19 protein-coding genes are annotated in these 24,566 nt (G+C 38.8%); 8 read left to right on the top strand and 11 right to left on the bottom strand.

The window, feature by feature from the left end; translation table 11 throughout:
* Position 1: 1 nt before the first annotated feature.
* From AC27JL_RS07780 to pyrC, 3 genes are all read right to left on the bottom strand, one after another.
* Positions 2-772, bottom strand: coding sequence for a DUF3450 domain-containing protein (locus AC27JL_RS07780; protein WP_006792381.1), 771 nt, complete (start codon positions 770-772; stop codon positions 2-4).
* Between the two features lie 1,043 nt (positions 773-1,815).
* Positions 1,816-2,019 carry a cold-shock protein gene (locus tag AC27JL_RS07775; protein ID WP_006792379.1) on the bottom strand — a complete coding sequence of 68 codons (204 nt, stop codon included), beginning with the start codon at positions 2,017-2,019 and terminating at the stop codon, positions 1,816-1,818.
* A 497-nt stretch (positions 2,020-2,516) separates the two neighbouring features.
* Complete coding sequence (gene pyrC / locus AC27JL_RS07770; protein ID WP_039036737.1) at positions 2,517-3,572, bottom strand: dihydroorotase; 1,056 nt, start codon at positions 3,570-3,572, stop codon at positions 2,517-2,519.
* A 200-nt stretch (positions 3,573-3,772) separates the two neighbouring features.
* Between pyrC and AC27JL_RS07765 the strand changes: the two genes are divergently transcribed.
* From AC27JL_RS07765 to AC27JL_RS07755, 3 genes are all read left to right on the top strand, one after another.
* Complete coding sequence (locus AC27JL_RS07765; RefSeq protein WP_487195291.1) at positions 3,773-6,142, top strand: bifunctional diguanylate cyclase/phosphodiesterase; 2,370 nt, start codon at positions 3,773-3,775, stop codon at positions 6,140-6,142.
* Positions 6,143-6,691: 549 nt separating this feature from the next.
* Complete coding sequence (locus tag AC27JL_RS07760; RefSeq protein WP_008127992.1) at positions 6,692-7,579, top strand: LysR substrate-binding domain-containing protein; 888 nt, start codon at positions 6,692-6,694, stop codon at positions 7,577-7,579.
* A gap of 53 nt (positions 7,580-7,632) precedes the next feature.
* Positions 7,633-8,397, top strand: a complete 765-nt coding sequence (locus AC27JL_RS07755; protein WP_487195290.1) for a YdcF family protein — start codon at positions 7,633-7,635, stop codon at positions 8,395-8,397.
* Between the two features lie 138 nt (positions 8,398-8,535).
* On the opposite strand, the gene AC27JL_RS07750 is transcribed toward AC27JL_RS07755, so the two are convergent.
* Both AC27JL_RS07750 and AC27JL_RS07745 read right to left on the bottom strand, forming a co-directional pair.
* A complete protein-coding gene (locus AC27JL_RS07750) occupies positions 8,536-9,114 on the bottom strand; it encodes a DedA family protein (protein ID WP_487195288.1) in 579 nt (192 codons plus the stop codon).
* Between the two features lie 372 nt (positions 9,115-9,486).
* On the bottom strand, positions 9,487-10,239 hold the full coding sequence (locus tag AC27JL_RS07745; protein ID WP_487195287.1) for a Nif3-like dinuclear metal center hexameric protein: 753 nt from the start codon (positions 10,237-10,239) through the stop codon (positions 9,487-9,489).
* A 150-nt stretch (positions 10,240-10,389) separates the two neighbouring features.
* On the opposite strand from AC27JL_RS07745, the gene AC27JL_RS07740 reads away from it, so the two are divergent.
* The gene (locus tag AC27JL_RS07740) at positions 10,390-10,758 is read left to right on the top strand and encodes a hypothetical protein (RefSeq protein ID WP_008127699.1); all 369 of its coding nucleotides are present in this window, start codon (positions 10,390-10,392) and stop codon (positions 10,756-10,758) included.
* 119 nt (positions 10,759-10,877) lie between these two features.
* On the opposite strand, the gene AC27JL_RS07735 is transcribed toward AC27JL_RS07740, so the two are convergent.
* From AC27JL_RS07735 to AC27JL_RS07715, 5 genes are all read right to left on the bottom strand, one after another.
* The gene (locus AC27JL_RS07735; RefSeq protein ID WP_039036732.1) at positions 10,878-14,063 is read right to left on the bottom strand and encodes an amidohydrolase family protein; all 3,186 of its coding nucleotides are present in this window, start codon (positions 14,061-14,063) and stop codon (positions 10,878-10,880) included.
* A gap of 99 nt (positions 14,064-14,162) precedes the next feature.
* Complete coding sequence (locus AC27JL_RS07730) at positions 14,163-14,987, bottom strand: M90 family metallopeptidase (protein WP_487195286.1); 825 nt, start codon at positions 14,985-14,987, stop codon at positions 14,163-14,165.
* Positions 14,988-15,091: 104 nt separating this feature from the next.
* On the bottom strand, positions 15,092-15,730 hold the full coding sequence (locus AC27JL_RS07725) for a CatA-like O-acetyltransferase (RefSeq protein WP_487195596.1): 639 nt from the start codon (positions 15,728-15,730) through the stop codon (positions 15,092-15,094).
* A 132-nt stretch (positions 15,731-15,862) separates the two neighbouring features.
* A complete protein-coding gene (locus AC27JL_RS07720) occupies positions 15,863-16,903 on the bottom strand; it encodes a Leu/Phe/Val dehydrogenase (RefSeq protein ID WP_006792367.1) in 1,041 nt (346 codons plus the stop codon).
* 425 nt (positions 16,904-17,328) lie between these two features.
* Positions 17,329-18,855, bottom strand: coding sequence for a fumarate hydratase (locus AC27JL_RS07715; RefSeq protein WP_006792366.1), 1,527 nt, complete (start codon positions 18,853-18,855; stop codon positions 17,329-17,331).
* 169 nt (positions 18,856-19,024) lie between these two features.
* Between AC27JL_RS07715 and pabB the strand changes: the two genes are divergently transcribed.
* From pabB to AC27JL_RS07700, 3 genes are all read left to right on the top strand, one after another.
* The gene (gene pabB, locus AC27JL_RS07710; RefSeq protein ID WP_487195285.1) at positions 19,025-20,374 is read left to right on the top strand and encodes an aminodeoxychorismate synthase component I; all 1,350 of its coding nucleotides are present in this window, start codon (positions 19,025-19,027) and stop codon (positions 20,372-20,374) included.
* A 2-nt stretch (positions 20,375-20,376) separates the two neighbouring features.
* Complete coding sequence (locus AC27JL_RS07705; RefSeq protein ID WP_487195284.1) at positions 20,377-20,952, top strand: NUDIX hydrolase; 576 nt, start codon at positions 20,377-20,379, stop codon at positions 20,950-20,952.
* 101 nt (positions 20,953-21,053) lie between these two features.
* The gene (locus tag AC27JL_RS07700) at positions 21,054-22,430 is read left to right on the top strand and encodes an L-serine ammonia-lyase (RefSeq protein WP_487195283.1); all 1,377 of its coding nucleotides are present in this window, start codon (positions 21,054-21,056) and stop codon (positions 22,428-22,430) included.
* Between the two features lie 63 nt (positions 22,431-22,493).
* Here AC27JL_RS07700 and cysB read toward each other — a convergent pair whose 3' ends face one another.
* Positions 22,494-23,471 carry an HTH-type transcriptional regulator CysB gene (cysB, locus tag AC27JL_RS07695; RefSeq protein ID WP_006792362.1) on the bottom strand — a complete coding sequence of 326 codons (978 nt, stop codon included), beginning with the start codon at positions 23,469-23,471 and terminating at the stop codon, positions 22,494-22,496.
* Positions 23,472-23,762: 291 nt separating this feature from the next.
* Between cysB and AC27JL_RS07690 the strand changes: the two genes are divergently transcribed.
* Positions 23,763-24,521, top strand: a complete 759-nt coding sequence (locus AC27JL_RS07690; RefSeq protein WP_006792361.1) for a hypothetical protein — start codon at positions 23,763-23,765, stop codon at positions 24,519-24,521.
* The last annotated feature ends 45 nt before the right edge of the window (positions 24,522-24,566 follow it).

The raw sequence follows: 24,566 nt of genomic DNA, 5'->3' as shown, positions 1-24,566 counted from the left end.
ATTACTCCGCGCCAAAGATTGGTAGTTTAACAAGTTCTAGTGTCGCTTGCTTACGTGCCATGCGGATCACTTCTTTAACAGGTTTTAGGTATTCTTCACCTAATTTTTTCCACTGTTTAGTGTTGTTATCCCACACCCAAGCATGTTTCAAGTCAAAAGACTGAGCAACATAAGTAATACGACCTAAACGACCGATATCTACGTTGATATTTTTGCCATCAATTTCAAGCGTACCTTGAGAAGCAGTTACTGCAGAGCTGTAAGCTGTTTCAACTGTGTATGCTTCAAGAACTTGACGGAATTTTTCAGACGTAGTAACAGAGGCAGATGCCATGATGTCACGAAGTCTTTCAACACGGCCTAGACGCGTTTCAAGATTGAATGGAACGTCCGCTTTGATGAATTGCTCAAGCGTATCGATCATGCGATACATCAAAGGCACAACGTTTTGTTTAGTGTTATCGATAGTCGCGATTTGACGATCGAACGACTCAATCGATGCATTTTGGTCAGCGACCAAACGTGCAACGTGATCGTTATACACTTTCATAAGTTCAGTCTCATCAACGATGCTACGGTACTCAGCGATTAGCTCTTGAGTTTGACCATATACATTGTCAATTTTAGTTTGAGACTTAACAGCAGCCTTTTGAATTTGTTGACCTGCTTTTTGCACGTCATTCAAAGGATCTGCAATCACATTGCTGCTTGCAAATGCAAAAGCGCCAACCAACGCTGTTGCTACAAGACTCTTTCTGATTTTAACAGACATAGTTCCCAACCAATTAAGTAATGTTACTTTTATAATTTAATTATCCTCCGAGGAGAACAACCCTGATATCTTTTAATAGATATCAACCTTTCAATAATGCTAAATGCAATAAGCGCTGTCAACTTGATGTTAGGTGTAATTAGCAAATAAATCACCTGCCGATGGACTACATTAAAGTAGCACCAATAAAATGTTAACATTATTGCAACCAACTGTATTATCAACAATCCTAGCAAACCCCAATAAGGTTGATGTTTAACTGGATAGACCTCTAAACAAACAACATAAATGCAACATTTAGTTCAAACTAGATGTATGTAAAAAAAAAATAAAAACATTTAAAAAAAAACTCTTTTAGGGGCTCTATTTGACGGTTTTTTATCATTTTTAAGCACTTTAACTCAAAAAAGGAACGGTTTAACGCACAAAAATCAAACGTTACACATATTGGAAGTTGTAAAGCTAATAGAAGGATTTCAATATTGAATTTGTGAAGGTTTTTTGACACTCAATTACAATCAAGCAACGCTCTACACTGATAGACGAAATAAGGCCTCATTAATGGCTTGGGCACAATCAACATTAAAAAAAGCTTACTTTAGTTAATCATTCTTATGATGTTCAAACCGAGTCTTGCCTAAGTTCACTGTATGTTACTTCTTAGCTCACTATCCAAACTCTAGGCTTTGTCGTTTATCCATATAATCCAGTTTGAGGCTGAGTTTTGTAAATATTAATACTTCTAAAACTTGCAAGTTAATCTAGGAAGGTAATAAAAATATTAGAAATTTATAGGCAGCACAAAATTAATAATACATAGAATTCTGTTTAGCGTATTTAATTAAAATTAGGTTTTATAGCAAAATTAAACCATATAATGGTCTTTTGGAGTTTAGATATAATAAATGAGCGCTATTAATGATTGGAGGTATAGTGGTTTATGGGTATATGAGGAACTTACTGAGCATGTGAGAAATTTTAAGGAATAATGGTGAAACAGAGACCTGCTTCACCAAGATGAACATGAGTTCACATAATTAAAATTATGCTGCTTCAACGTTCTCAGCTTCAGGGCCTTTTTGACCTTGTTTGATGCTGAATGTCACTGCTTGACCTTCGCTAAGAGTGCGAAAACCAGAACCAGAGATTGCGCTGAAGTGTACAAACACGTCAGGACCGTTTTCTTGTTCAATGAAACCAAAGCCTTTAGCTTCGTTGAAAAACTTTACTTTACCAGAAACCGACATACTAAATTTTCCTGTAAGTCAATAATTAAAAATTCTGCCACGTTATTGTGGCAATAGCCTCCTTGAGTCAATGCTCATAAAATAGAGGTATAGTACAGGAACAAGTAATAACCTAACTGGTAACCTTAAACGCAGCACAATATCCGTAAATTCAATTCATAAAAACTCAAAGCAAAGTAAGATTAACACATTCTATTTTTTTTCGCTCTATTAATTGAAAATAATTTCTAAAAAAACTTACTCCGTGACTAAAAATAGATAAGACATTGATTAAAATAAATAAAAATAAAATATTATTGTAATATTTATTATAAAATCCTAATAAAAATACAGCGATTGTTAACTCTTAGCAGGCTGATTTCTGTTCATACTAAAACAAACAAGAAATAATGATTAAGTAACAAGCCAATTTACAACTTTTTTTACAAGCCGTGAGCCTAAATATTTACATAAAAAAAGCCGCTTAAGTAAGCGGCTTTGATTTCAAATACTTAATTTTACTTTAAAACAGCCCAATCAATTACGGATTCTGCTTTTATTGGTACGACTTCAGAATCACCAAGCGTATAACTTGCAGGCACAGTCCAAGGCGACTTTTGCAGTGTAATTGTATCGCTATTACGCGCTAAACCATAAAAGTCTGGCCCAAAGTGGCTTGCAAAGCCCTCTAGCTTATCTAATGCACCAGCTTCTTCAAATGCTTCTGCGTAAAGCTCAATAGCAGCATGAGCCGTGTAAGCCCCTGCGCAACCGCACGCAGCTTCTTTCTTATCTTTATAATGAGGCGCTGAGTCAGTACCTAAAAAGAACTTTTTACTGCCACTCGTAGCTGCAGCCATAAGTGCTTGCTGGTGAATATTACGTTTGAGTATAGGCAAACAGTAATAATGAGGACGAATCCCGCCTGCTAACATGTGGTTTCGATTATACAGTAAATGGTGGGCAGTAATCGTTGCCGCAACATTACTTGGCGCATTATTGACAAAATCAACCGCATCTTTTGTCGTTATATGCTCAAGTACTATTTTAAGCTCTGGAAAGTCGTTAACTACATCACCTAGAATCGTATCTAAAAACACTTTTTCTCTGTCAAAAATATCAATTGAAGAATCCGTCACTTCACCATGTACAAGCAAAAGCATACCAACATCTTGCATAGCGCTAAGCACTGAATATATATTTTTGACGGACGTTACACCAGAATCAGAGTTGGTTGTCGCGCCGGCAGGGTAAAGTTTAGCAGCAAATACTTTGCCAGATGCCTTAGCCTTAATTATTTCTTCAGGTGTTGTCTTATCAGTGAGGTATAACACCATCAAAGGCTCAAAGTTACCTTGTGGCTTAGCAGCCATTATACGTTCTCTGTAAGCTAAAGCGGTGTCCGTGCAGGTCGCTGGAGGAACCAAATTTGGCATTATAATAGCGCGCCCCATATAGCGGCTAATATCGCGCACAGTGTCTTTAAGCTGATCACCATCGCGTAAATGCACATGCCAATCGTCAGGTCGGGTAATTGTTAACGTTTTTACAGAGTTTGTATTATTACTGGTCATCACTTCATTCCACAGCTGAATTTATGTGATCATAGGCATATGATGTTTTCGAGTAAAGATTTTATTCATATAATCGGCTACTAAATTGCCCTATTTTATTTACAGCTTGGTTAAAACGTTTATCGTTTTATTTTGTAGAACAGTTGATATTAGGTTAACTTAATGTGGTGTTTATAAAAAAAGAATAATAAATTTTGCCTATGTCGAACAGTATCGATACCTCTAAAGCGCTTGAAGTAAAAACAGATCAGCTAAGTATCATAAATCAGTTTTCATCAAGCCTATTACAGCTAGACACCTTAGATGAGCTATTTGAATATGTAACGACTCAAGTTGTAAATCGTCTTGGATTTGTTGACTGTGTTATTTATCTCGCTGATGAATCAGCCTCTAAACTGAACCTTGTTGCTTCTATGGGAATCGATCGCCAAAGATATAAGTATAAAGCCCAACGAAAAGTAATTAATTTTAACGAAGGAATATCAGGTTTTGTTGCAACAACAAAAAAGGCAATAATTTTAGATGATGTCACAAAAGATAGCCGCTATATTGCAGACGAACGCCCTGCTCAATCAGAACTTTGCGTGCCTCTTGTATACAAAGAACGTATTCTAGGTGTTATTGATTGTGAACACCCCGCCATGAACTACTTCACTAATGCACACCTTGAAATATTAACAACAGTGGCACACCTTTTAAGCGCTAAAATAAACCAAGTTAACATGGTAAATAGCCTGCAATCGACTGTTGAGCAGTTAAATGACGCGCAAAAGCTTGAAAATAGTCTTCTTCAAATAGCCAACTTAACCTATAAAGCCAGTGACTTAGATACATTTTTCGAATCTTTGCACACTATTATTAATAGCTTATTAAGGGCTGATAACTTCTTTATTGGCCTTTACGATAAACAAATCGACATTCTAGATATTGTTTACATTGTTGAAGCTGGAATTCAAACAAACACACATCAAAAAATCTCTAAAGAACAACTTAAAGACACCGCGTCTTACTTTTTATTGCAAACTGACCAAGCGATGTTATTAACAAAACAAGACTACATTGATCATATAGAGCAAGGTCATTTTAAATTAATTGGTCGTCAAGCCGAATCTTGGCTAGGTGTACCATTTAAAGCCAATGAACGTATGAGTGGTGTCATTGTTGTGCAAAGTTATCATGAGGCACATCATTATAATGAGCACGATAGTGCTTTGCTTACCTATGTGAGCAGGCAAATAAGTATGGCAATAGATAGGCAGTTAGCTAGGCAGGAGCTTGAACACAAAGCTTTACATGATGGATTAACTGGGCTTGCTAATCGTTCATTACTTATTGAACGAATAAAGCATGCAATTTTACGCTTAACGCGTGTAAAAAAAGGCACTGTTCATGCCCTACTTTATTTAGATTTTGACCGTTTTAAAAGCATCAATGATGCGCTCGGCCACGAAGTTGGCGATCACTTTTTAATTAAAATTTGTGAGTTGATCAAAGGTACAGTTCGTAACACTGACACTTTTTCACGCTTGGGTGGCGACGAGTTTGCTATTTTAATGGAAAACATTACACATCGTAATCAAGTTAAAGAGGCACTAGGGCGCATAAAAGAAGCACTTTCTAAACCAATAAATGTTGATGGCCATTTATTGCAAGCCTCTACCAGCATAGGTATTGCCTATACTGATAATGTTGACGATAAAGCATACCTGTTACTGCAACAAGCAGACGCCGCTATGTACGAGGCTAAATCAACAGGCCGCGGACAAGTTAAGTTTTTTAACAACACAATGAGAAAAAAGCTTAAAACACACGCCGACATAGAAAACGACCTACAGCACGGTATTGAACACAACGAATTTGAACTCTACTTTCAGCCAATTTTTACAATCTTAGATAACCACGTTATTGGCTTTGAAGCACTTGTGCGTTGGCACCACCCTAAAAAAGGGTTTGTTTCACCTAATGACTTTATTCCTATTACAGAAAAAACAGGCCAAATAATTAACCTGGATTTACACCTACTCGACTTAGCTGCACAGCATATTTCAAAGTGGCACCAACAAGGTCATCGTTTCTTAAAAGTGACAGTAAATGTATCATCGCGTCATTTTGCAAGCCTAGATTTTGTAGCTCAGGTCCACGCTATCTATAACAAATACCAATTGCCTTTAGGTTCTTTGTGCTTAGAAATAACCGAATCTGGATTAATAGAAAACTTAGAGCTCGCCACACAAATTATCGAAGGGCTCTCACCTCTAAAAGTAAAACTATGTCTTGATGATTTTGGAACAGGTTACTCTGCACTAGGCTACTTACATCAGCTGCCCATTCATATTCTGAAGATCGATAAAAGCTTCATCGATCATGTACAAGATTCAACAAATCCCTTGGTTGAGGCTATTTTGTCACTTGCTAAGTCGTTAAAACTTGAAGTTGTTGCTGAAGGAATTGAAACCACCGGACAGCTAGAGACTTTGCAAACTACGCATTGTGAATACGGACAAGGTTATTTAATGTCAAAACCAGTTCCAGCAAAAGAAGCTATATTACTAATTAATCAACCACTTTAGCCCCACATCTGTAAAGTTAAGGCTTGGGGCACTTTGAGCGCGGCGCGAGGTATATAACCTAGTGGGGTAAATAAATACCCAGCAACAAAGAGCAAATAGCCCCAAAAATAACCCAAAAGGCAGCATACTTTTGGGTTTATTGTTCGTTATTGCCTATTTATTAGGAATGACCACAATACATAAATTATGTTTGCCTGCATGACAAACTGACAGCTGTAAAGTCAATCACCAAAGATCAACCTTCCTACACTCCAAAGTATTTTTATTTTCTACAAAGGTCACTACTTTTTTATCTATTAGCGTTAGTTAACTAAGCGAGTTAAAAATTTTTTATACCAGCCCCTTTACCTTTAAACATGAAGTAAATTAATACAAGCAGTAAAAAATCGGCTTTAATCTAGTTACTTACGCTAAACTATAAAAATATTAATCAGTAAAACTATATTTATTAGGTTAATTTAGACGTCTAGACGTTGAAACGTTTTTTATATAAGCGTAGTATTGAAAAATAATGAGCACTACTCAAATTTTCCATGAGAATTATTAAAGATGATTGGTATAAAACACTTAAAAACTATTGCAACCCTTAAAGAAACCGGTTCATTAGTGAATACTGCCCGCGAATTATTCTTAACTCAGTCGGCTTTATCACATCAAATTAAAGACTTGGAAAACAAGTTAGACTGCCAGCTGTTTGAACGCAAAACGCAGCCTGTGCGTTTTACCCCGCAAGGCATGTTATTGCTTGAGTTAGCCCACGAAATACTGCCGAAAATTGAAGCAACTAAATGTCGTTTAAAAGAGAGCCTTAATCAGCCAATTTCAAAATTACGTTTAAGTGTAGAATGCCATGCTTGTTTTCACTGGCTACTTCCAACAATTAAAGATTTTAATAACTTTTGGCCAGATATAAAAATTGATTATGAACGTGGTTTTAGTTATGACGCAATTCCAGACTTACTTAACGATGAATTAGACCTAGTACTCACATCAGACATTCGTGAACCCGATAAGCTAGAGTATGCCCATTTATTCGACTTTAAGTTAAAGTTAATTGTTGCACCTGATCACGATCTTGCTAAAAAAGCATACGTTACAGCGTTAGACTTAAAGAATGAAACCATTATTTCTTATCCTATTCCGCGCGAACGCCAAGATATATTTAAACATTTCATTCAAAATGCACGTTTTGACGGAACGTTAAAAAACGTAGATCAAGGGCTACTAATTTTTCAGCTAGTCAGTGCTGGAATGGGTGTAGCTGCATTACCTGATTGGTTGGTTACACCATACGAAAGCCAAGGACTCATCAAATCGATTCCACTAGGTGCACTAGGTTTAACTCGACCAATGTACTTAGCGATGAAAAAAGATATGAAAGATAACCCTGTATATCGCCACTTTTTAAATACGTGTAAGTTAAATAACGGTCGATAAACTACTCATTAATGAGTAACATAACTTAAATTATTGCTTTTATGTTGCTCATTATGTTCGCTTTGAAAAAGTTACTTGGCGGCTTGCTTATGCCGCTCCCTTTACTTGGTTTTTTTGCACTTATAGCTTTGTTTTTGGCATTCAAGGGTCGCAAGTTTTCTTTAGTAATTGCATTTTTTGGGCTTTCAACATTGTTGGCAATCAGTACACCATTTGTTGCTAACCAAATTTTAAAAAACAACGAGCCAACAAGCCTTTCTTTTCACCCTTCAAAACACCCAGAATTAGACAAAATAGTAGTGCTTGGGTGCGATATAAATCCTAACCCTGTCTTAAGTGCCAATAACCAATTAGGTAATTGCGCGCTAACCCGACTAGTTGAAGGAGTCAAACTCGCTAAGTACTACCCAAAATCACAGCTTATTGTTTCTGGCGGCGGTTATGAGAATATTACTAACAGCAGCTTGATGTATCAAACCGCCATTGAGCTAGGCATTAATAAAAATAGGCTTTTGCAAAACCCAAAGGCAATGGATACAGCGCAAGAAGCGGCGCTACTGGCGCCTAAGCTAGTTGATTTTAAAGTAGCGTTAGTAACTTCGGTATTGCATATGCCAAGAGCCCAGGACTTGTTTTTAGCCCAAGGTGTAATAACCATTCCTGCAGCAACTGACTTTCACAATTTTTCAGCGCTTCCTTTTCATAAACAGCTCGTTCCAAATGCGCAAGCACTACTAGCCGTAACGCAATACAGCCATGAAGTTGTAGGAACAACGTGGATAAAAGTCCGTCGATGGCTAGACCCTGAGGCACTTTAAACAACTTGCATAAAGCCAACTGTTAACCTGTAAATTTGATTTGTTTACAATGAATGTTTGTCGAGCAAAGCACAAAGTATCAATAATTTATGATATGTGGGTAAAGCTCTTCGCTAGATTTTTTGCTAAACAATAACGTCACTTTACTGTAGTTGTTTTTGTAGGTGGGTGTTTTGTCCAAAGCCGATAGAGTATAACTAAAAATATCCCTAACAATAATATACTCAGTGCGGTTAAGCTCTCTACACCTTTAGACTCAAATGTAGCTCCAAAAGTATAGCCTCCGCCAACTAAAATAATGACCCATAAAGCAGCTGAACAGGCATTTAAGGTGCTAAATAGGGGCCAAGATATATCGGTTAGCCCTACAGGGAGTGCTCCAATTGTGCGCATACCTTTGGGGTATCGATATAAAAAAATGTAAGCCATGCCGTAACGGTTAGCAAGCGCACTCGCTGTTTTAAATAGTTGACCAATTTTATTAGGTTTTTCAAGCCATGAACTGCCATAAGCTCTTGCAAGAGCAAACCGTATCTCATCGCCAATATACCCTCCCATAAAAGTAGCTAAAATAACTAATTTAATATCAAGCGCGCCGATTTGAGCAGCATAACCTGCAAATAAAGGTAACCAGCCGCTTTTCAATGCACAATAGCCAAATAGCAATAGGTAAACAAATAAGCCGTACTGCTCAAGTAGAGCTAAAACACCTTCCATTGCGGTCCTTATAAGGTCATTTTTAATAAAACTAGAAATACATAACGAATTAAGTAAATTAAAAGATCTTTATGAGAGACCAAACCACTTACCTTACTTTTACAACCGGTTTATTTTATTTGCTTTCATTTAAGCAGTGTATATAAAGAAAGCGTGTCTACTTCCCTCGCTCTGAACACTCTCAATTTATACTCAACTCACTAGACAACAAATTTAAACACGCCCTCACTTCAATATAAGTAAATAAAGTCTATTAGAGCAGAGCTTGTACACTATCCGTTGTCGCCCCTATTTAACTGGCGTTAAATTCAAGGCTTTAAATTTTAAAATATAACGAGTACTAAAATTAATAATCTTAAATATCACAGCACCTTAAACAGGATTATCAATATCAATAAAGCTAACCTCAAAACCGTACTCCAGAGCAAGTAGCTCGCCCAGAGCTTTTATACCGTAGCGTTCGGTTGCATGATGCCCTGCTGCAAAAAAATCAATATTTTGTTCTCGTGAACTATGAATAGTTTGCTCAGACGCTTCACCTGTTAAATAAGCGTCAATACCTTGCTCCGCAGCTAAATCAATATAACCTTGACCTCCACCAGTGCACAGCGCAATAGTTTGTATTTTACTTGAACGAACTAAGCTTGTGAGAGGGGCTCGATTAAGCACCTTAGCTATTTTTGATGCAAATTCATCTCCACTTAGCGCTGTTTTAAGGCGCCCTTTCACTGCTACACTGTTAGCAACAGGCTCAAGGCCTTCTTGAATTTCAATATCTAATAATTTTGCAAGCTGCGCGTTATTACCAATCTCTGTGTGAATATCTAAAGGGAGGTGATAAGCAAATAAATTAATATCGTTAGCCAATAAGGCGCCTATTCTTCGCTTTTTCATCCCGGTAATAGGTTGAGACTCGCCTTTCCAAAAATAACCATGATGGACCAAGATAGCGTCTGCTTGCTCATCAATTGCAGCGTCAATTAAAGCTTGGCTCGCTGTTACTCCGGTAACAATTTTTTTTATTTCATTTTTACCCTCAACTTGTAATCCATTTGGGCAAAAATCCTTAATATTGTGAGGCTTTAAAATATCATTTAATAATTGGTTAAATTCTTGACGTTGCATACGCGTAACCTTACTTTGCACTGAATTTTGTGCAAATTTTGGCGTTTATTGCTTTAAAATGGAAGGAAAATCGCAAAAAATTGAAAAACTGATTCAAAATAGGTATAAATAGCTTCTCTTTATCTGTGTTCACAACGTATAGGGTCTCTGATGAGCAAACTAGACAAAACAGAAGTACTATCTGCCTTTGAAGCAGCGTATGAAGCTGCTAATGGTAAAAAACCTGAAATTACAACTAAACCAGGCTGGTACAGCATCGATGGCGGAAAAAACTTACGCCTAGCTGACGTAGCTGAGCTAACTAAAGAATTAAGCAGTGGTAAAGCAACACCGGCACCTGCTGAAAAAGCGCCAGCTAAAAAAACTAAAACCAAAAAAGCTGCGCCTGTTACTGCTCAGAAAAAAGCGCCATTCACTGTGGTTACACAAAGTGAAGATGGTTACACCGCAGAAGAATTGTGGATTGTAATCCTAGCGCGTAAAGATCATGACTGTCGCCTACCGCGCGGTGTTGTTTAATCAACATTAATGATTTTAAAAGAAACCGCGTTAAGCGGTTTTTTTATGCCTGCTGTTTATAATTTGTAAAATAAAAAAGCGGCATAAAAGCCGCTTTTTAAAGACGTTAATTAAAATTCTTACTTTTCAAAATAAAGCGGCTGGCGTGCTTTTTTGCCAACCTCATTCATCGTTTCTGCATTAAATAAACGACCATTAATCATTGTATAATCAACCTTATCAGAGCTGCGAATATCAATTAACGGATCGCCATCAATCACCATTAAATCAGCCAGTTTACCCACTTCAAGCGAGCCTACGTTTTTATCAAGCCCTAAGTACTTAGCTGGATCGAGTGTTGATGCGCGTATGGCTTCTAGTGGCGTCATGCCACCTTGGGCAAACATCCACATTTCCCAATGTGCACCTAACCCCTCACGTTGACCATGCGCTCCTAAGTTAACTAAAACACCTAAGTCTTGTAGCTCAGCCGACACACGTGCGTTGTTAAAATGATTATAGTGATGATCGGGTGCTTTAACACGACGCATAGAACGCGGCAGCAACTGATTTTGAGGCACAAACTTACTTAAACGTGGATGGTTCCACACGTCAGTTTTATCATACCAATAGTTTTCACCCCATATACCACCATAGGCAACAACAAGCGTTGGTGTGTAACCCACATCACTTTGTGACCATAATTGTTTTATATCATCGTATATGTTTTCTACAGGAATGGAATGCTCAATACCTGTATGCCCATCAACCACCATGCTCAAATTATGTTGCAGTAGCGAACCGCCTTCTGGCACAACCATCATTTCAAGTTCGCGACCTGCTTCAACGACTTGTTGGCGCTGCTCACGACGGGGTTGATTGTATGATTTAACACTAAAAGCACCGACTTTCTTTAAGCGTTCTAAGTGAAATTTAGCATCTTCTAACGAATCAATATGCGAGGTATAACCCGGCATATTAGCCCCATACAAAATAGTTCCTGTAGAGAAAATACGCGGACCAACAATCATGCCTGCTTTTTGCATTTCGCTTGCAGTGAATATTTCGGTGGTGTCGTTAGAGGGATCATGAATAGTCGTAACACCTAAAGCTAAACCTGCAAAGTTTTTCCAATTTTGCTGAGGAATTATTTCATTGCTCCCTTGAGAACCATGAGCATGGGCGTCAACAATACCTGGCATGATGGTTTTACCTGTAACGTCTATAACGTCTGCATCTTTTGGTATGCTTAATTCAGAAGCTGGGCCTACAGCTTTTATATGCTTGCCATCAGTAATTATTACTCCGTTTTCAATGACTTTATCACCATTCATCGTAATAATTTTACCGCCAGTTAAAGCAATCATGCCTTTTGGCTCATTCACCTTCTTACTAAATCCGATGTTTTCGCCATTTTTAACTTTAAAATCAGCGTCGCTTTTACTGTTAATCGCAAATACACCGTTTAAATTTGCATGGTAAAGCTCAGGCCCTAGTGTCCAATAAAGTTTGCTGCTATCGGCACTCCAGCTAATACTTTCACCAGCACGCACAGATAGCTGCTCTATAGGGAATTTACTGTCTTTAGGTCCAATATTTATGGCCTTCCCACTTTCAACTAATGGCGTTACATACACTTTAAATCGCTCAGCAAAAGCAAGATACTCCCCATCTGGAGATACTCTAAATTCAGTAGCATGCTCAGATTCATAAAGTTTAGATACTTTTTTGCTCTCTAGCTCTACAACACTCAGCGATGGTTTTGGCCATGGACTCATTACAAATACACGGTCGTTGTCAGCCCCAAATTGTGGCTGATATCCACTTTTAGAAATCAGTTCACTTTCACCGCCTTTTGCGCTAACGCTATAAATACCTGGGTTCAATGACCATTTAGGATTTAAAATACTGCCACCGCTGGCTTTGCGATAAACAACCGTTTTACCATTTGGGCTAAACGTTGGTTCTACATACTTGCCTGGCTCTTGTGTAATTGTGTCGCCTCGACCACTGCGAGAAGATACAACGCGCACTTGCCCTTGCTTGTTATCGTTCCACGTGGTGTAAACTATTTTTTTACCATCGCGAGAATACTGCGGAAATAATTCAAAATGATCTGTTTGTTTTGTTAAACGCTTAATTTTTCCAGATTCTAAATCGCGTTTATAAATATAGCCTAACGCTTCAAAAATAGCGGTTTCACCGTCGGGGCTTACTTGTACATTACGCAGCATTTTTACGTCAAATTCATCAGTGTCTAAATTTTGAGTAAAACGAAGCGCTGGTTGAATCTTTTTAGTGGTTTCTACTTTAAATGCAATCGGACTAACTGATTTGTCAGTCACGTCAACAGATTGAATTTTACCACCCGCCCAAAATACCAATTCTTTATTATCGGGTGTCCAGGCAATTGTAGGATAAACACCGTGAATAGCCCACGTTTCTTGCATGTCACGCTCTAACTTATCGTATACCTGAGTGTGCTCACCCGTGCTTAAATCATAAAGATACAAACTAGTTTGAAAGTCGTCTCGCTTAATGTAAGCAAGCGTTTTTCCATCTGGCGATGGAGTTGGTCTAATTGCGCCACCCATACCATCAATAATTGTTTCTATTTCACCTGTTTCACGATCGTAGCGCTTAATTTTATATATACCCGCTACAGAATCCTTCGAATAGTGAAACGTTTTGCCTGGTGTAGCATCATGAGAAAAATACACATAACGCCCATCAGGTGAAAACATTGGCTCACCTAAATCTTTTTGGTCGTTCTCGCGTTTAGTCAGCTGAACCCCTTTACCACCCGCTTTATGGTATAGCCATACTTCACCAGCACCTAGTGAACGACTAGCCGTAAAGTGTTTACGCGCCACTAAAAAATCGCCATCAGGGCTCCACGCTGGACTATTTAATAATCTAAACGTTTCGTTGGTTACTGCACTTTGGTTCTCACCGTTTAAATCCATAACCCAAATATTGTCGCCGCCACCTTGATCAGAAGTAAACGCAATGTGTTTACCATCGGGGCTAAAACGAGGTTGCATTTGCCATGCTATATCAGAGGTTAATTGTGTTGCTGTACCGCCACTCATTGGCATTGTGTAAATGTCGCCTAGTAAGTCAAATACAATGGTTTTGCCATCTGGGCTAATATCAATGTTCATCCATGTGCCTTGTTCTACGCTAATTTTAGCGTCAACAAATTGCCCTTTAGGAGAATCTACTTGCCATTTTTGTTCATCTTTTTTATCGGTTGATTCAGCATGTGCTTGCCCAAGAGCTAATGACACTGACAAAGCCAACGCCGTATGCAGCAATTTCTTCATAACTTTCTCGCTTATTATTGTTGCTGTTTGTTTTAACCGATTGCAACAAAAACAACCAAAAGTTACCAGCGTTATTTGATAAAGCGCAGTTTATTACGTTTAATGCCAAGAAATGGGGTCAAATTGATAGTAGTTAACCAGCATTCTATATATTTCTGGATCGTAGCGCCGTAACTCTGCTGGTTTTTCAATAAAGGTTTCGGTGATCACCGCAAAAAATTCGGCCTCGTTTGTTGCGCCATAACTATGAACAACGTGAGGCATACTATACGCCACATGACTTTTAAGCTGCGTAAAGGCACGACTAAATACCCTTGCCCACTCTTTATAATCCGCCGAGCTTTTTAAAAGTGGCGTACCTGTTGTTTTACCTGTTTCCTGATCTAACTGATGAGCAAATTCGTGAAACACCAAGTTATGCCCATCACTGGGTAAGCGGCTTCCTTCTAATACATCATGCCAACTGAGTACCAATGTTCCCCCAGGCCACGATTCACCTTGTCTCACCGTATTATGATAACTGACTAAACCAGCACTATCGCGCGTGGTTTGCGGTGCGTAATAAGCACTTGGGTACAATAGTATTTCTTTTACATTAGTATAAAGAGGCCACGGCTTGTTAAGCACGAGTACGCAGGCATCAGCAGCAACAATAAGTTTCATGGCAGGTGTGAGCTTTAATCCATCGCAGCCAATAAAGCGCTTTTCATTTAAAAACCAAACAATATGTCTCTCAAGTTTGGCTCTATCAGCATCCGTCATCTTTCGGTAAATAGGCATACAGCGCAATAAGATATCTTTTTGCTGAGAGCTTAAACCCATACGTTGATACTTATTGCGCCAAAGGGAGGCTTGGATAGAAGGCCATTGCCAAAGTATCGCCACAAATAACACTAAAACACCAATTAACAGTCCATTTATCATGGCAATACCCTAAACATATATGTGCCTTTATAAATATGTTCACCGGGATGAATTTTCAACTGCTGTGGTTATTATAGATTTTTAAAATACTTTTTTTACTACCGTCATTTACATTTAAAATGATCACACTCAGCTTGTAACACCTTTACAAAGCGCGCAACGTGTAGACCATCCATTAAAGAGTGATGTACGTCAACAGACAGTGGCATCGTGCCAGCTTCTTTGTCGTATTGACCAAATACAAATTTAGGGATCCCTAAACTTTGCCCTTCGCTAAATGCATGTGAAAAAGCGCTAAAATTAAGCCATGGTAAAACAGATATATGAATTAAATCAGCTTGCCCCTCTGTATTGGCAAATGCGTCGCTAAATAGTGAGTTTGACTTAGATTGTTTACTTACTTTGTCGCTATTGGCTGAGAACTCTTTGAAAGAGCCCAAATAATCAAAATAACTAAATACAAAGCACTCGTCTTCATCAAGTTCAACAACACTTGCACGGATGCTTGTAAGTAACCAGGGCTTGGATTCTATAATTCGTAACATAATTGGTTCATAAGCGAAGCAAGCTTTTAGTGTGCAATAAACATAGGCTTGAAAAAACGATATATTTTGAGCCTTACAGTAATCAAACAGTTTTTGTGCGTTTAGCTGAACACACACATTAAAGTATGGCTGGGTAAAATTTTTAAATAGTTCAAAATGTTGTTTACGAGGCCAGCTATCAAAGTCGATAGGCTGCATATTCGAAGTTGACGTCATTATACATACCACACTTAATTAAAAATAAAGTGTAACGTTGTTTCATAAAAATAGCATTAATAACAAAAAAGGGGACGCAAATGCATCCCCTTTCTTCAAGACCTAAATATAAACCTAAAGGCCATTTTGTATTATTTCTTGAGCAAGCTCATCTGCAATTAAGTGCGTCGATTTTTGCTCTTTTTCGCTGCGAGCAAAAATTTCTGTTAGCGTATTAAAAATACCCTCAACGTGTTTATTAGAGGCCTCAACGGTATAACCTTCTGGCGCAGTTTCGTAATAAACATTAATAATACCCCCTGCGTTTATAACGTAATCTGGCGCATACAAAATGCCTTTTTCACGAATAATTTCACCATGGCGTGATTGTGCTAACTGATTATTAGCACAACCAGCAATAATGGTTGCTTTAATACGAGGTATAGTGTCATCGTTTATGGTTGCGCCTAATGCACAGGGTGCATACACATCTACATCTAAGTCATAAATGTCATCAATACCAACAGCTGTTGCACCAAAATCGTTAACAACACGATCAATTGCAACCTGGTTTATATCTGTCACAAACAACTTAGCACCTGCATCAGCTAAGTGCTGACACAAGCCGTAAGCAACAGCCCCTAAACCTTGTACAGCTACTTTTATGCCCGAGAAGTCTTGGTGGCCGCGTTGATGTTGCAGTGCAGCTTTAATACCTAAAAAAGTGCCGTATGCAGTAAAAGGAGATGGGTTTCCACTTTTGCCTTCAAGGCCAAGAACGTAATTTGTTTCTTTGTTCATTAAAGCAACGTCGGCACACGTAATATTGACGTCTTCTGCTGAATAATAGCTACCATTTAAACGCTCTAATTGGCGACCAAATGCACGAAAAAGTTGTTCCGATTTAATTTCTTTGGCGTTACCAATAATGACAGATTTTCCACCACCAAAAGGAAGGCGCGCAACCGCGTTTTTGTAAGTCATCCCTTTTGATAAACGCAAAACATCATACACTGCGTCTTCATCTTTAGCGTAATCCCACATTCTACACCCACCAACAGCAGGCCCCAACTTGGTACTATGCACAGCAATAATTGCTTTTAAACCTGACTCTTTGTCAGAACAAAAGACTACTTGTTCATGGTTATCAAATTCAACTTGATTAAACACAGCCACTTAAAATACTCCGAAAAATTGACCCGTGAGAGGGTGTACGCGCTGGAAATTGTCGAGACTTTACCACTTCAAGATAGTGTTCGCCACACATCAAGATGATAAAGCTAACAAACACCAAGTGATTAAATTAAATAATCAACTTATAACTTATTAACAAATAAAAAATTTAAAATAAATTACAAAAATAGACATTAAAACTAAAATAACACAAGGGTACACTTCTTTACGTTTACGTTAGCGTAACTATTGATTTTTACGTAAAGTTTTTAATACATCCACCATTAACACGCAAGCAATTGTTATTTAATGATTTATATTTATATAAACAATTACCACACAACTGGTAAGATCAGTTTTCACTCAATATTGATGATTTTAAAATAAAAAAGCGAGCACATGGCTCGCTTCATAAACAAAGGTAACAATTACTTTAATTTGCTATCAAGCTCAGCAATTTTTGCCTTCCAAATCGCAGGACCTTGCGTATGTGCATTGGCACCTTCGCTATCTACTGCAACCGTTACAGGCATGTCTTCAACTTCAAACTCGTAAATCGCTTCCATACCTAAATCTTCAAACGCAACTACACGCGCTTTTTTAATCGCTTTAGATACTAAATACGCAGCACCACCTACAGCCATCAAGTAAACAGATTTATGCTCTTTGATTGATTCAACCGTTGCAGGGCCGCGCTCTGCTTTACCAATCATGCCTACAATGCCAGTTTTTTCTAGCATCATATCGGTAAATTTATCCATACGTGTTGCTGTAGTTGGGCCTGCAGGGCCCACCGCTTCATCACCAACAGCGTCTACAGGGCCAACGTAGTATATAAATTTATTATCAAAATCAACGCCTTCAGGTAAGCCTTCGCCAGAGTTGATCATGTCTTGCAAACGTTTATGCGCTGCATCACGGCCAGTTAAAATGGTGCCTGAAAGTAAAACGGTTTCACCCATTTTCCATTCTTGAACATCATCTTTCGTCAGCGTGTCTAAATTTACACGACGTGTCCCCTCACCCACTTCAAAAGTCACTTCAGGCCAATCCTCAAGCTTTGGCGCTTTTAAATCAGCAGGACCTGAACCATCCAAAGTAAAGTGCACGTGACGAGTTGCTGCACAGTTAGGGATCATCACCACTGGTTTTGAAGCTGCATGGGTAGGAGCGGTTTTAATTTTAATATCAACAACCGTTGTTAACCCGCCCAGGCCTTGTGCACCAATACCTAGTTTGTTTGCACGTTCGAATATTTCTAGACGAAGCTTTTCTTCTGTAGTTTCCGCCCCACGCTCCATAAGCTCATGGATATCAACCGGATCCATCAATGACTCTTTAGCCATTACTGCAGCTTTTTCTGCTGTGCCACCAATACCTATACCCAGCATGCCTGGTGGACACCAACCAGCACCCATTGTAGGCAGTGTTTTTTCTACCCAGGCAGCAACATCGTCTGAAGGGTTTAACATAACCATTTTACTTTTGTTTTCAGAGCCGCCACCTTTTGCTGCAACCATGACTTCTACTTCGCCACCAGCTACCAAATCGATGTGAACAACCGAAGGTGTATTATCTTTTGTGTTTTTACGAGTACCAGCAGGGTCTGCAACAATAGAAGCACGAAGCGGGTTGTCTGGATTCAAATACGCACGGCGAGTACCTTCATCAACCATTTGTTGAACTGTTAAGTCTGTTTTATCCCACTTAACATCCATACCCACTTTTACAAAACACGTAATAATACCTGTATCTTGACAAAGCGGACGCTTGCCTTCAGCCGACATGCGCGAGTTAATTAAAATTTGCGCAATAGCATCTTTAGCAGCTTTACTTTGTTCTTTGTTGTAAGCTTTTTCTAATGCTTGAACAAAATCAAGTGGATGGTAGAACGAAATATATTGCAATGCATCTTCAATGCTATCAATAAAGTCTTGCTGACGGATTGTACTCATAATGGTTCCTTAAGTTAGCTTTACGCTTAAGCGTAATCTATACCAAACCGGTGACGGTGGTTTGTACTGTTTTAATTACAACGTTGATTTTATACTAAACGCTGCCAAAAAAATTTGACTTATGATACCCTCCCAGCCCGTTTGGAGCCAGTTCTTATAGGGGTAGTAAATGCTAAACAATAAAAATAATTGTATAAAATTATCAATAACACAAAATTGTATTGATGTATTTTCGCATTTTTCTCATCTGCCTCATGCCATACTGCTCGACTCTGCTTATAGCGACCATGTAAATAGTCGCTACGACATAATTTCCATAGAACCTGAACACTTGCTTGAAGTGAGCGATAACAAAACATTATTCAATGGCGAGCAAAGTGAGCTAAGCTGTTTTGAGATAATGAATACCCATTTGCGCAAACTCAGTGACACAAAAGCACCTTTTGACTTGCCATTTAATGGAGGCTGGTTAGGTTATTTCGGCTATGACTTGGGTCGTATAATTGAAAAAATGCCAACCATAGCAGAGCAAGATATACACTTACCGCAAATGGCTGTAGGCCTTTATTTAGATGCACTTATTTTTGATAGACAGCAAAATGCGTGGTTTTATGTTTCACAGCCACATGTTGAAAGACGCGCGCTTTACGAGAAGTATCTAGCATCAACTCCAATTGACGCAAAGTTTGAGTTAACGTCTGAGTGGTTTTCTAATATGAGCCAAACACAATACGCCAAAAAGTTTGCTGTAATTGAAGACTATTTAAAAAGCGGTGATTGTTATCAAATTAATCTAGCGCAGCGCTTTAAAGCCCAATATAGCGGTGACCCTTGGTCAGCGTATGTTAAATTACGCGAAGCTAATAAAGCGCCTTTTTCAAGTTTTATTAATCACCCTGCAGGCGCTATTTTGTCAATTTCGCCTGAGCGCTTTATATCGATTCAAAACAATATTGTAGAAACTAAACCAATAAAAGGGACACTTGCACGTAAAGCTGACGCCCACGAAGATAGTGCACAAGCGTTAAAACTTGCAAACTCATCCAAAGATCGCGCAGAAAACGTGATGATTGTAGATTTACTTCGTAACGACTTAGGTAAAGTAGCCAAACCCGGCAGCGTTAAAGTGCCTTCTTTATTTGCAATTGAAAGTTTTCCGGCCGTACACCATTTAGTAAGTACAGTGACCGCCGAACTTGATATTAATAAAACAGCCGTTGATCAACTCGAGGCCGCTTTTCCTGGGGGGTCTATTACTGGAGCACCCAAAATACGCGCGATGGAAATTATAGAAGAACTAGAACCTCATCAGCGCAGTGTTTACTGTGGCTCTATAGGTTATTTAAGTGCCTGCGGTAATATGGATACCAGTATTACTATTCGAACTTTAGTTTGTTATGAGCAGCATATTTACTGTTGGGCCGGAGGCGGAATTGTCGCTGATTCTAAAGTCGAATTGGAATACCAAGAGACTTACGATAAGGTAAATAAAATTTTACCTTTATTAAAGAGTAGGTGATCTTGAATAGTGACTTTATTAAAACGCGTTTTCAATTAAGCCCAACCGCTGCGCCAAATCAAATAAAAGACTCTCGAAATAAACGCGCCAGTGCCGTTATGCTGCCCATTATAGATGTAGCTGGGCATGCACATATTTTACTGTGTAAGCGCCCTACTTATTTGCATCATCACCCAGGTGAAATTTGCTTACCCGGTGGTAAATATGAGGCAAGCGACAAAACGCTTCGTACAACGGCACTACGTGAATTGAAAGAAGAGTTAAACATTGCGCACAAAGACGTAAATGTCCTTGGCAATTTACCAGAGTACTCCACTTTAACAGGGTTTAGTATTCGTCCCTACGTATGTGTTTTGCATAAAAATACGCAGTGGGTAAACGATCACAATGAAGTACAGGCTAGCTTTTTACTCTCTTTAAATGAATTAAGCACTGAAGCTAACTGGCAACCTTTGCCATTTCAACGTTTTGGTAAAGAAATAACCCTACAGGGGTTTGTTACCCCCCATGGGTTACTTTGGGGAGCAACTGCTAGCATTATAAAAAACTTTACAAAACAACTAGCCTTACCAGTTTAAATCTTCGTTAATAATAGTTACATGCTAACAATTCCGCGTTATTATGCTCGACCGTTCAAAGAGCAGCCTCGGGCTGAGTAAATTAATAAGAGACACACACTATGATCAGTGCATTTGATATGTTTAGCATTGGTATTGGCCCTTCGTCATCACACACCGTTGGCCCAATGCGCGCATCACGCTTATTTGTTAATGAACTCCATGAAAAACAGCTATTAAAAAGTGTTACCGATATAAAAGTAGAGCTATATGGATCGTTAGGTCAAACAGGTATAGGTCATGGTTCTGGCAAAGCTGTTGTACTTGGCTTAGCAGGCTATGACCCAGAAACAATCGATGCCGATTTAGTCGATGATATTTTATTAACTATCGAGCAAGAACAAGTTATTTATTTAAACCAAACACACAAAGCCAACTTTCCTAAGCAAGGTGCTATTATTTTTCATCGTCGTAAAACGCTCCCAAAGCACTCTAATGCAATGGAGATTATTGCTTCAGCTAATGGTGAAAAGCTTTATAGCAAAGTGTACTACTCTATCGGCGGCGGCTTTATTGTTACCGACGAAGAATTTGAAAACGAAAAGCAAGCAGCGCTCGATATTAGAGAAGAAAACCCAGCGCCATATCCTTTTAGTAGCGCAAAAGAGCTACTTGAAATGTGTAAAGACTCAGGCCTGAGTGTATCTAGCTTGATGATGAAAAACGAACGCACACTTCGAACCGAAGACGCTATAAAAGATGAGTTATTTCATATTTGGCAAGTAATGAAAGCCTGTATTGAGCGCGGAATGCGTACAGAAGGAATTTTACCTGGCGGTTTAAAAGTAAAACGACGTGCACCCAGCCTATACTTAAAACTGAATATCGAAGTGAGCAACGATCCACTCAGAGCAATGGATTGGGTCGACCTATTTGCACTTGCCGTTAATGAAGAAAATGCCGCCGGTGGACGAGTGGTAACAGCTCCTACTAATGGTGCTGCTGGCATTCTACCCGCTGTGCTTATGTACTATCATACATTTGTAAAAGAAGTAGACCGCGACATTGCCACGCGTTATTTACTAACAGCCGCTGCAATTGGTATTTTATATAAAAAGAATGCGTCTATTTCTGGTGCCGAAGTGGGCTGCCAAGGCGAAGTAGGTGTTGCGTGTTCAATGGCCGCCGGAGCATTAACTGAAATTGTGGGTGGTAATGTTGTACAAGTTGAAAACGCAGCTGAAATAGGCATGGAGCATAATTTAGGTTTAACGTGCGACCCTGTTGGCGGCTTAGTGCAAGTTCCTTGTATTGAACGTAATGCGATGGGGGCTATAAAAGCCATCAATGCTTCTCGATTGGCAATTCGTGGTAGTGGCGAGCAAAAAGTATCACTTGATAAAGTAATAAAAACCATGCTTGAAACAGGTAATGATATGAAAACAAAATACAAAGAAACCGCGCGCGGTGGTTTAGCCGTTAACATTATCGAGTGTTAGGCTAACCTTAAACAAAAAAACCGACTATCAATAAATAGTCGGTTTTTGTTATCAGACCCAGTGCTACTTTACAGGTAACTCTATATCTTCAAATAACTTATCTACATCGTCTTGATTACGTAATAAACTCGCGCGCTCCACTCGCTCTTTAGTTAAATGCGGCGCAAATCGTTCTATAAAGTCATACATATAAGTACGTAAAAAGCTGCCTTTTCTAAAGCCAATTTTTGTAGTGCTAGCTTCAAATAAGTGACTTGCATCAATGCAGACTAAATCAGTATCAGTGATTTCATCAATCGCCATTGAAGCCACTACCCCTACGCCAAGCCCTAAACGCACATAGGTTTTAATTACATCGGCATCAGTCGCCGTAAATACAATATGCGGCTCTAACCCATGGGCGCTAAATGCTTTGTCTAATTCAGAGCGACCCGTAAAACCAAATACATAAGTAATTAGCGGGTATTCGGCAATATCTGCTACCGTTAAACTATTGGCTTTTTTAGCAAGTGGATGATCCTTTGCAACAACAATACTGCGATTCCAATGATAACAAGGCAACATAACTAAATCAGAGTATAAATGAAGCGCTTCAGTTGCAATGGCAAAATCGGCATCGCCCCTTGCTGCGGCATCAGATATTTGTTGCGGTGTACCTTGGTGCATATGCAATGATACTGCAGGGTATTTTTTCATAAACCCCTGAATCACACTAGGTAAAGCATAACGTGCTTGAGTGTGCGTTGTTGCTATATTGAGCTTACCTTGGTCTGGTAATGTGTGCTCGTTAGCTACCGCTTTTATACCTTCTACCTTTGAAAGTATCTCACGCGAGATATTTATAATATCTTCACCGGCACTAGTTACATGCGTTAAATGCTTGCCACTTCGCCCAAAAATTTGAACACCTAACTCATCTTCTAACATACGTACTTGTTTAGAAATACCAGGCTGTGAGGTAAATAAACTCTCAGCCGTTGCTGAAACATTTAATTTATGATTTTGTACTTCTACTATGTATCTGAGTTGTTGTAATTTCATGGTTGCATTTTTACGTTGTAATTTATTATAAATAAAGGCAATTCTATAAAGCTAGATCAGTTTTACTGGTAGCGTTGATTAAGCTTATAGCGTGCATTTATCGAAGTGGTGCTCAAGGCTAGCATAATAAATATACTTGAGGTAGCCAAGATTAGACGAATTAATCTCATAGTCCTTATATTTAACGACAGTTAATTTACCTAATTTGAAGTTAATTCGCGCAAAACTACCCCGATGGCTTATATTTAATGTAATATTAAAAAATTAGGTTATGAATCCGAGAATTACACCATGATCGTGTCTATTATAATTGTCCTTATAGTTGCTTTGGTTGTGATTGCACTTTGGGTAAGTGCTGTTCAGCAACACAAAGAAAAACAAGAAAATGAGCGCCGAAAAGAACTCACAAAACAAAAGGCGATCATTGAAGAAACTGAAGAAGCATTAATGAACCAGGCTAATATTCCGCTATCTGAAAACGTTATTAGGGTTCTACAAAGCCGAATTGCCGAAGCACTCAAAACAATGGTTACGCATTCGCCAACCTCAAAAGCGCTAAAGAGCCGTTTAGAAGAAATGAAACAGCATCTCTCTAACCCGGTGCAAGGAACCAGTAGTGAGTCATTAGCATTACCAAGTAACGACAAACAGCTTGTTGCGCTAATTCAAGGGATTAAAAAATTACGTGTGATCCTACGTTCTGAACACACTAAGGGCCGTGTTAATAGCCAAGTATTTACAGGCGAAGACAAACTGCTTGAGAAATTGCAGCTTAAAATAAATATAGAAAGCCAAATTAAACGCGGTATTTCGGCACGTTCTGCGAGTATGGTTGGCTCTGCTAGACAATATTTTGAAAAAGCCTACGCAACGCTTAGTGCAGTGCCTTATTCAGACGAATATGTAAATGCTAAACGTCAAGAAGTGGAACGTTACTTAGAGGAAATTAGCGTCGAGCTAAAAGCATCTAACGCAAGCGCCCTAAAAAAGAAAAACGAGCAAGAACAAGACGATTTAGATGTGCTGTTTGCTCCAAAAAAGAAATGGTAACAGCAGCTTTCCACTGAATAATATAAAAGCCCATACTGTGTATGG

The organism is Pseudoalteromonas sp. 4NS20-0020, assembly GCF_057554385.1.
The sequence above is the reverse complement of the archived record's forward strand: the minus strand, read 5'-3'. Positions and strand labels throughout refer to the sequence as shown.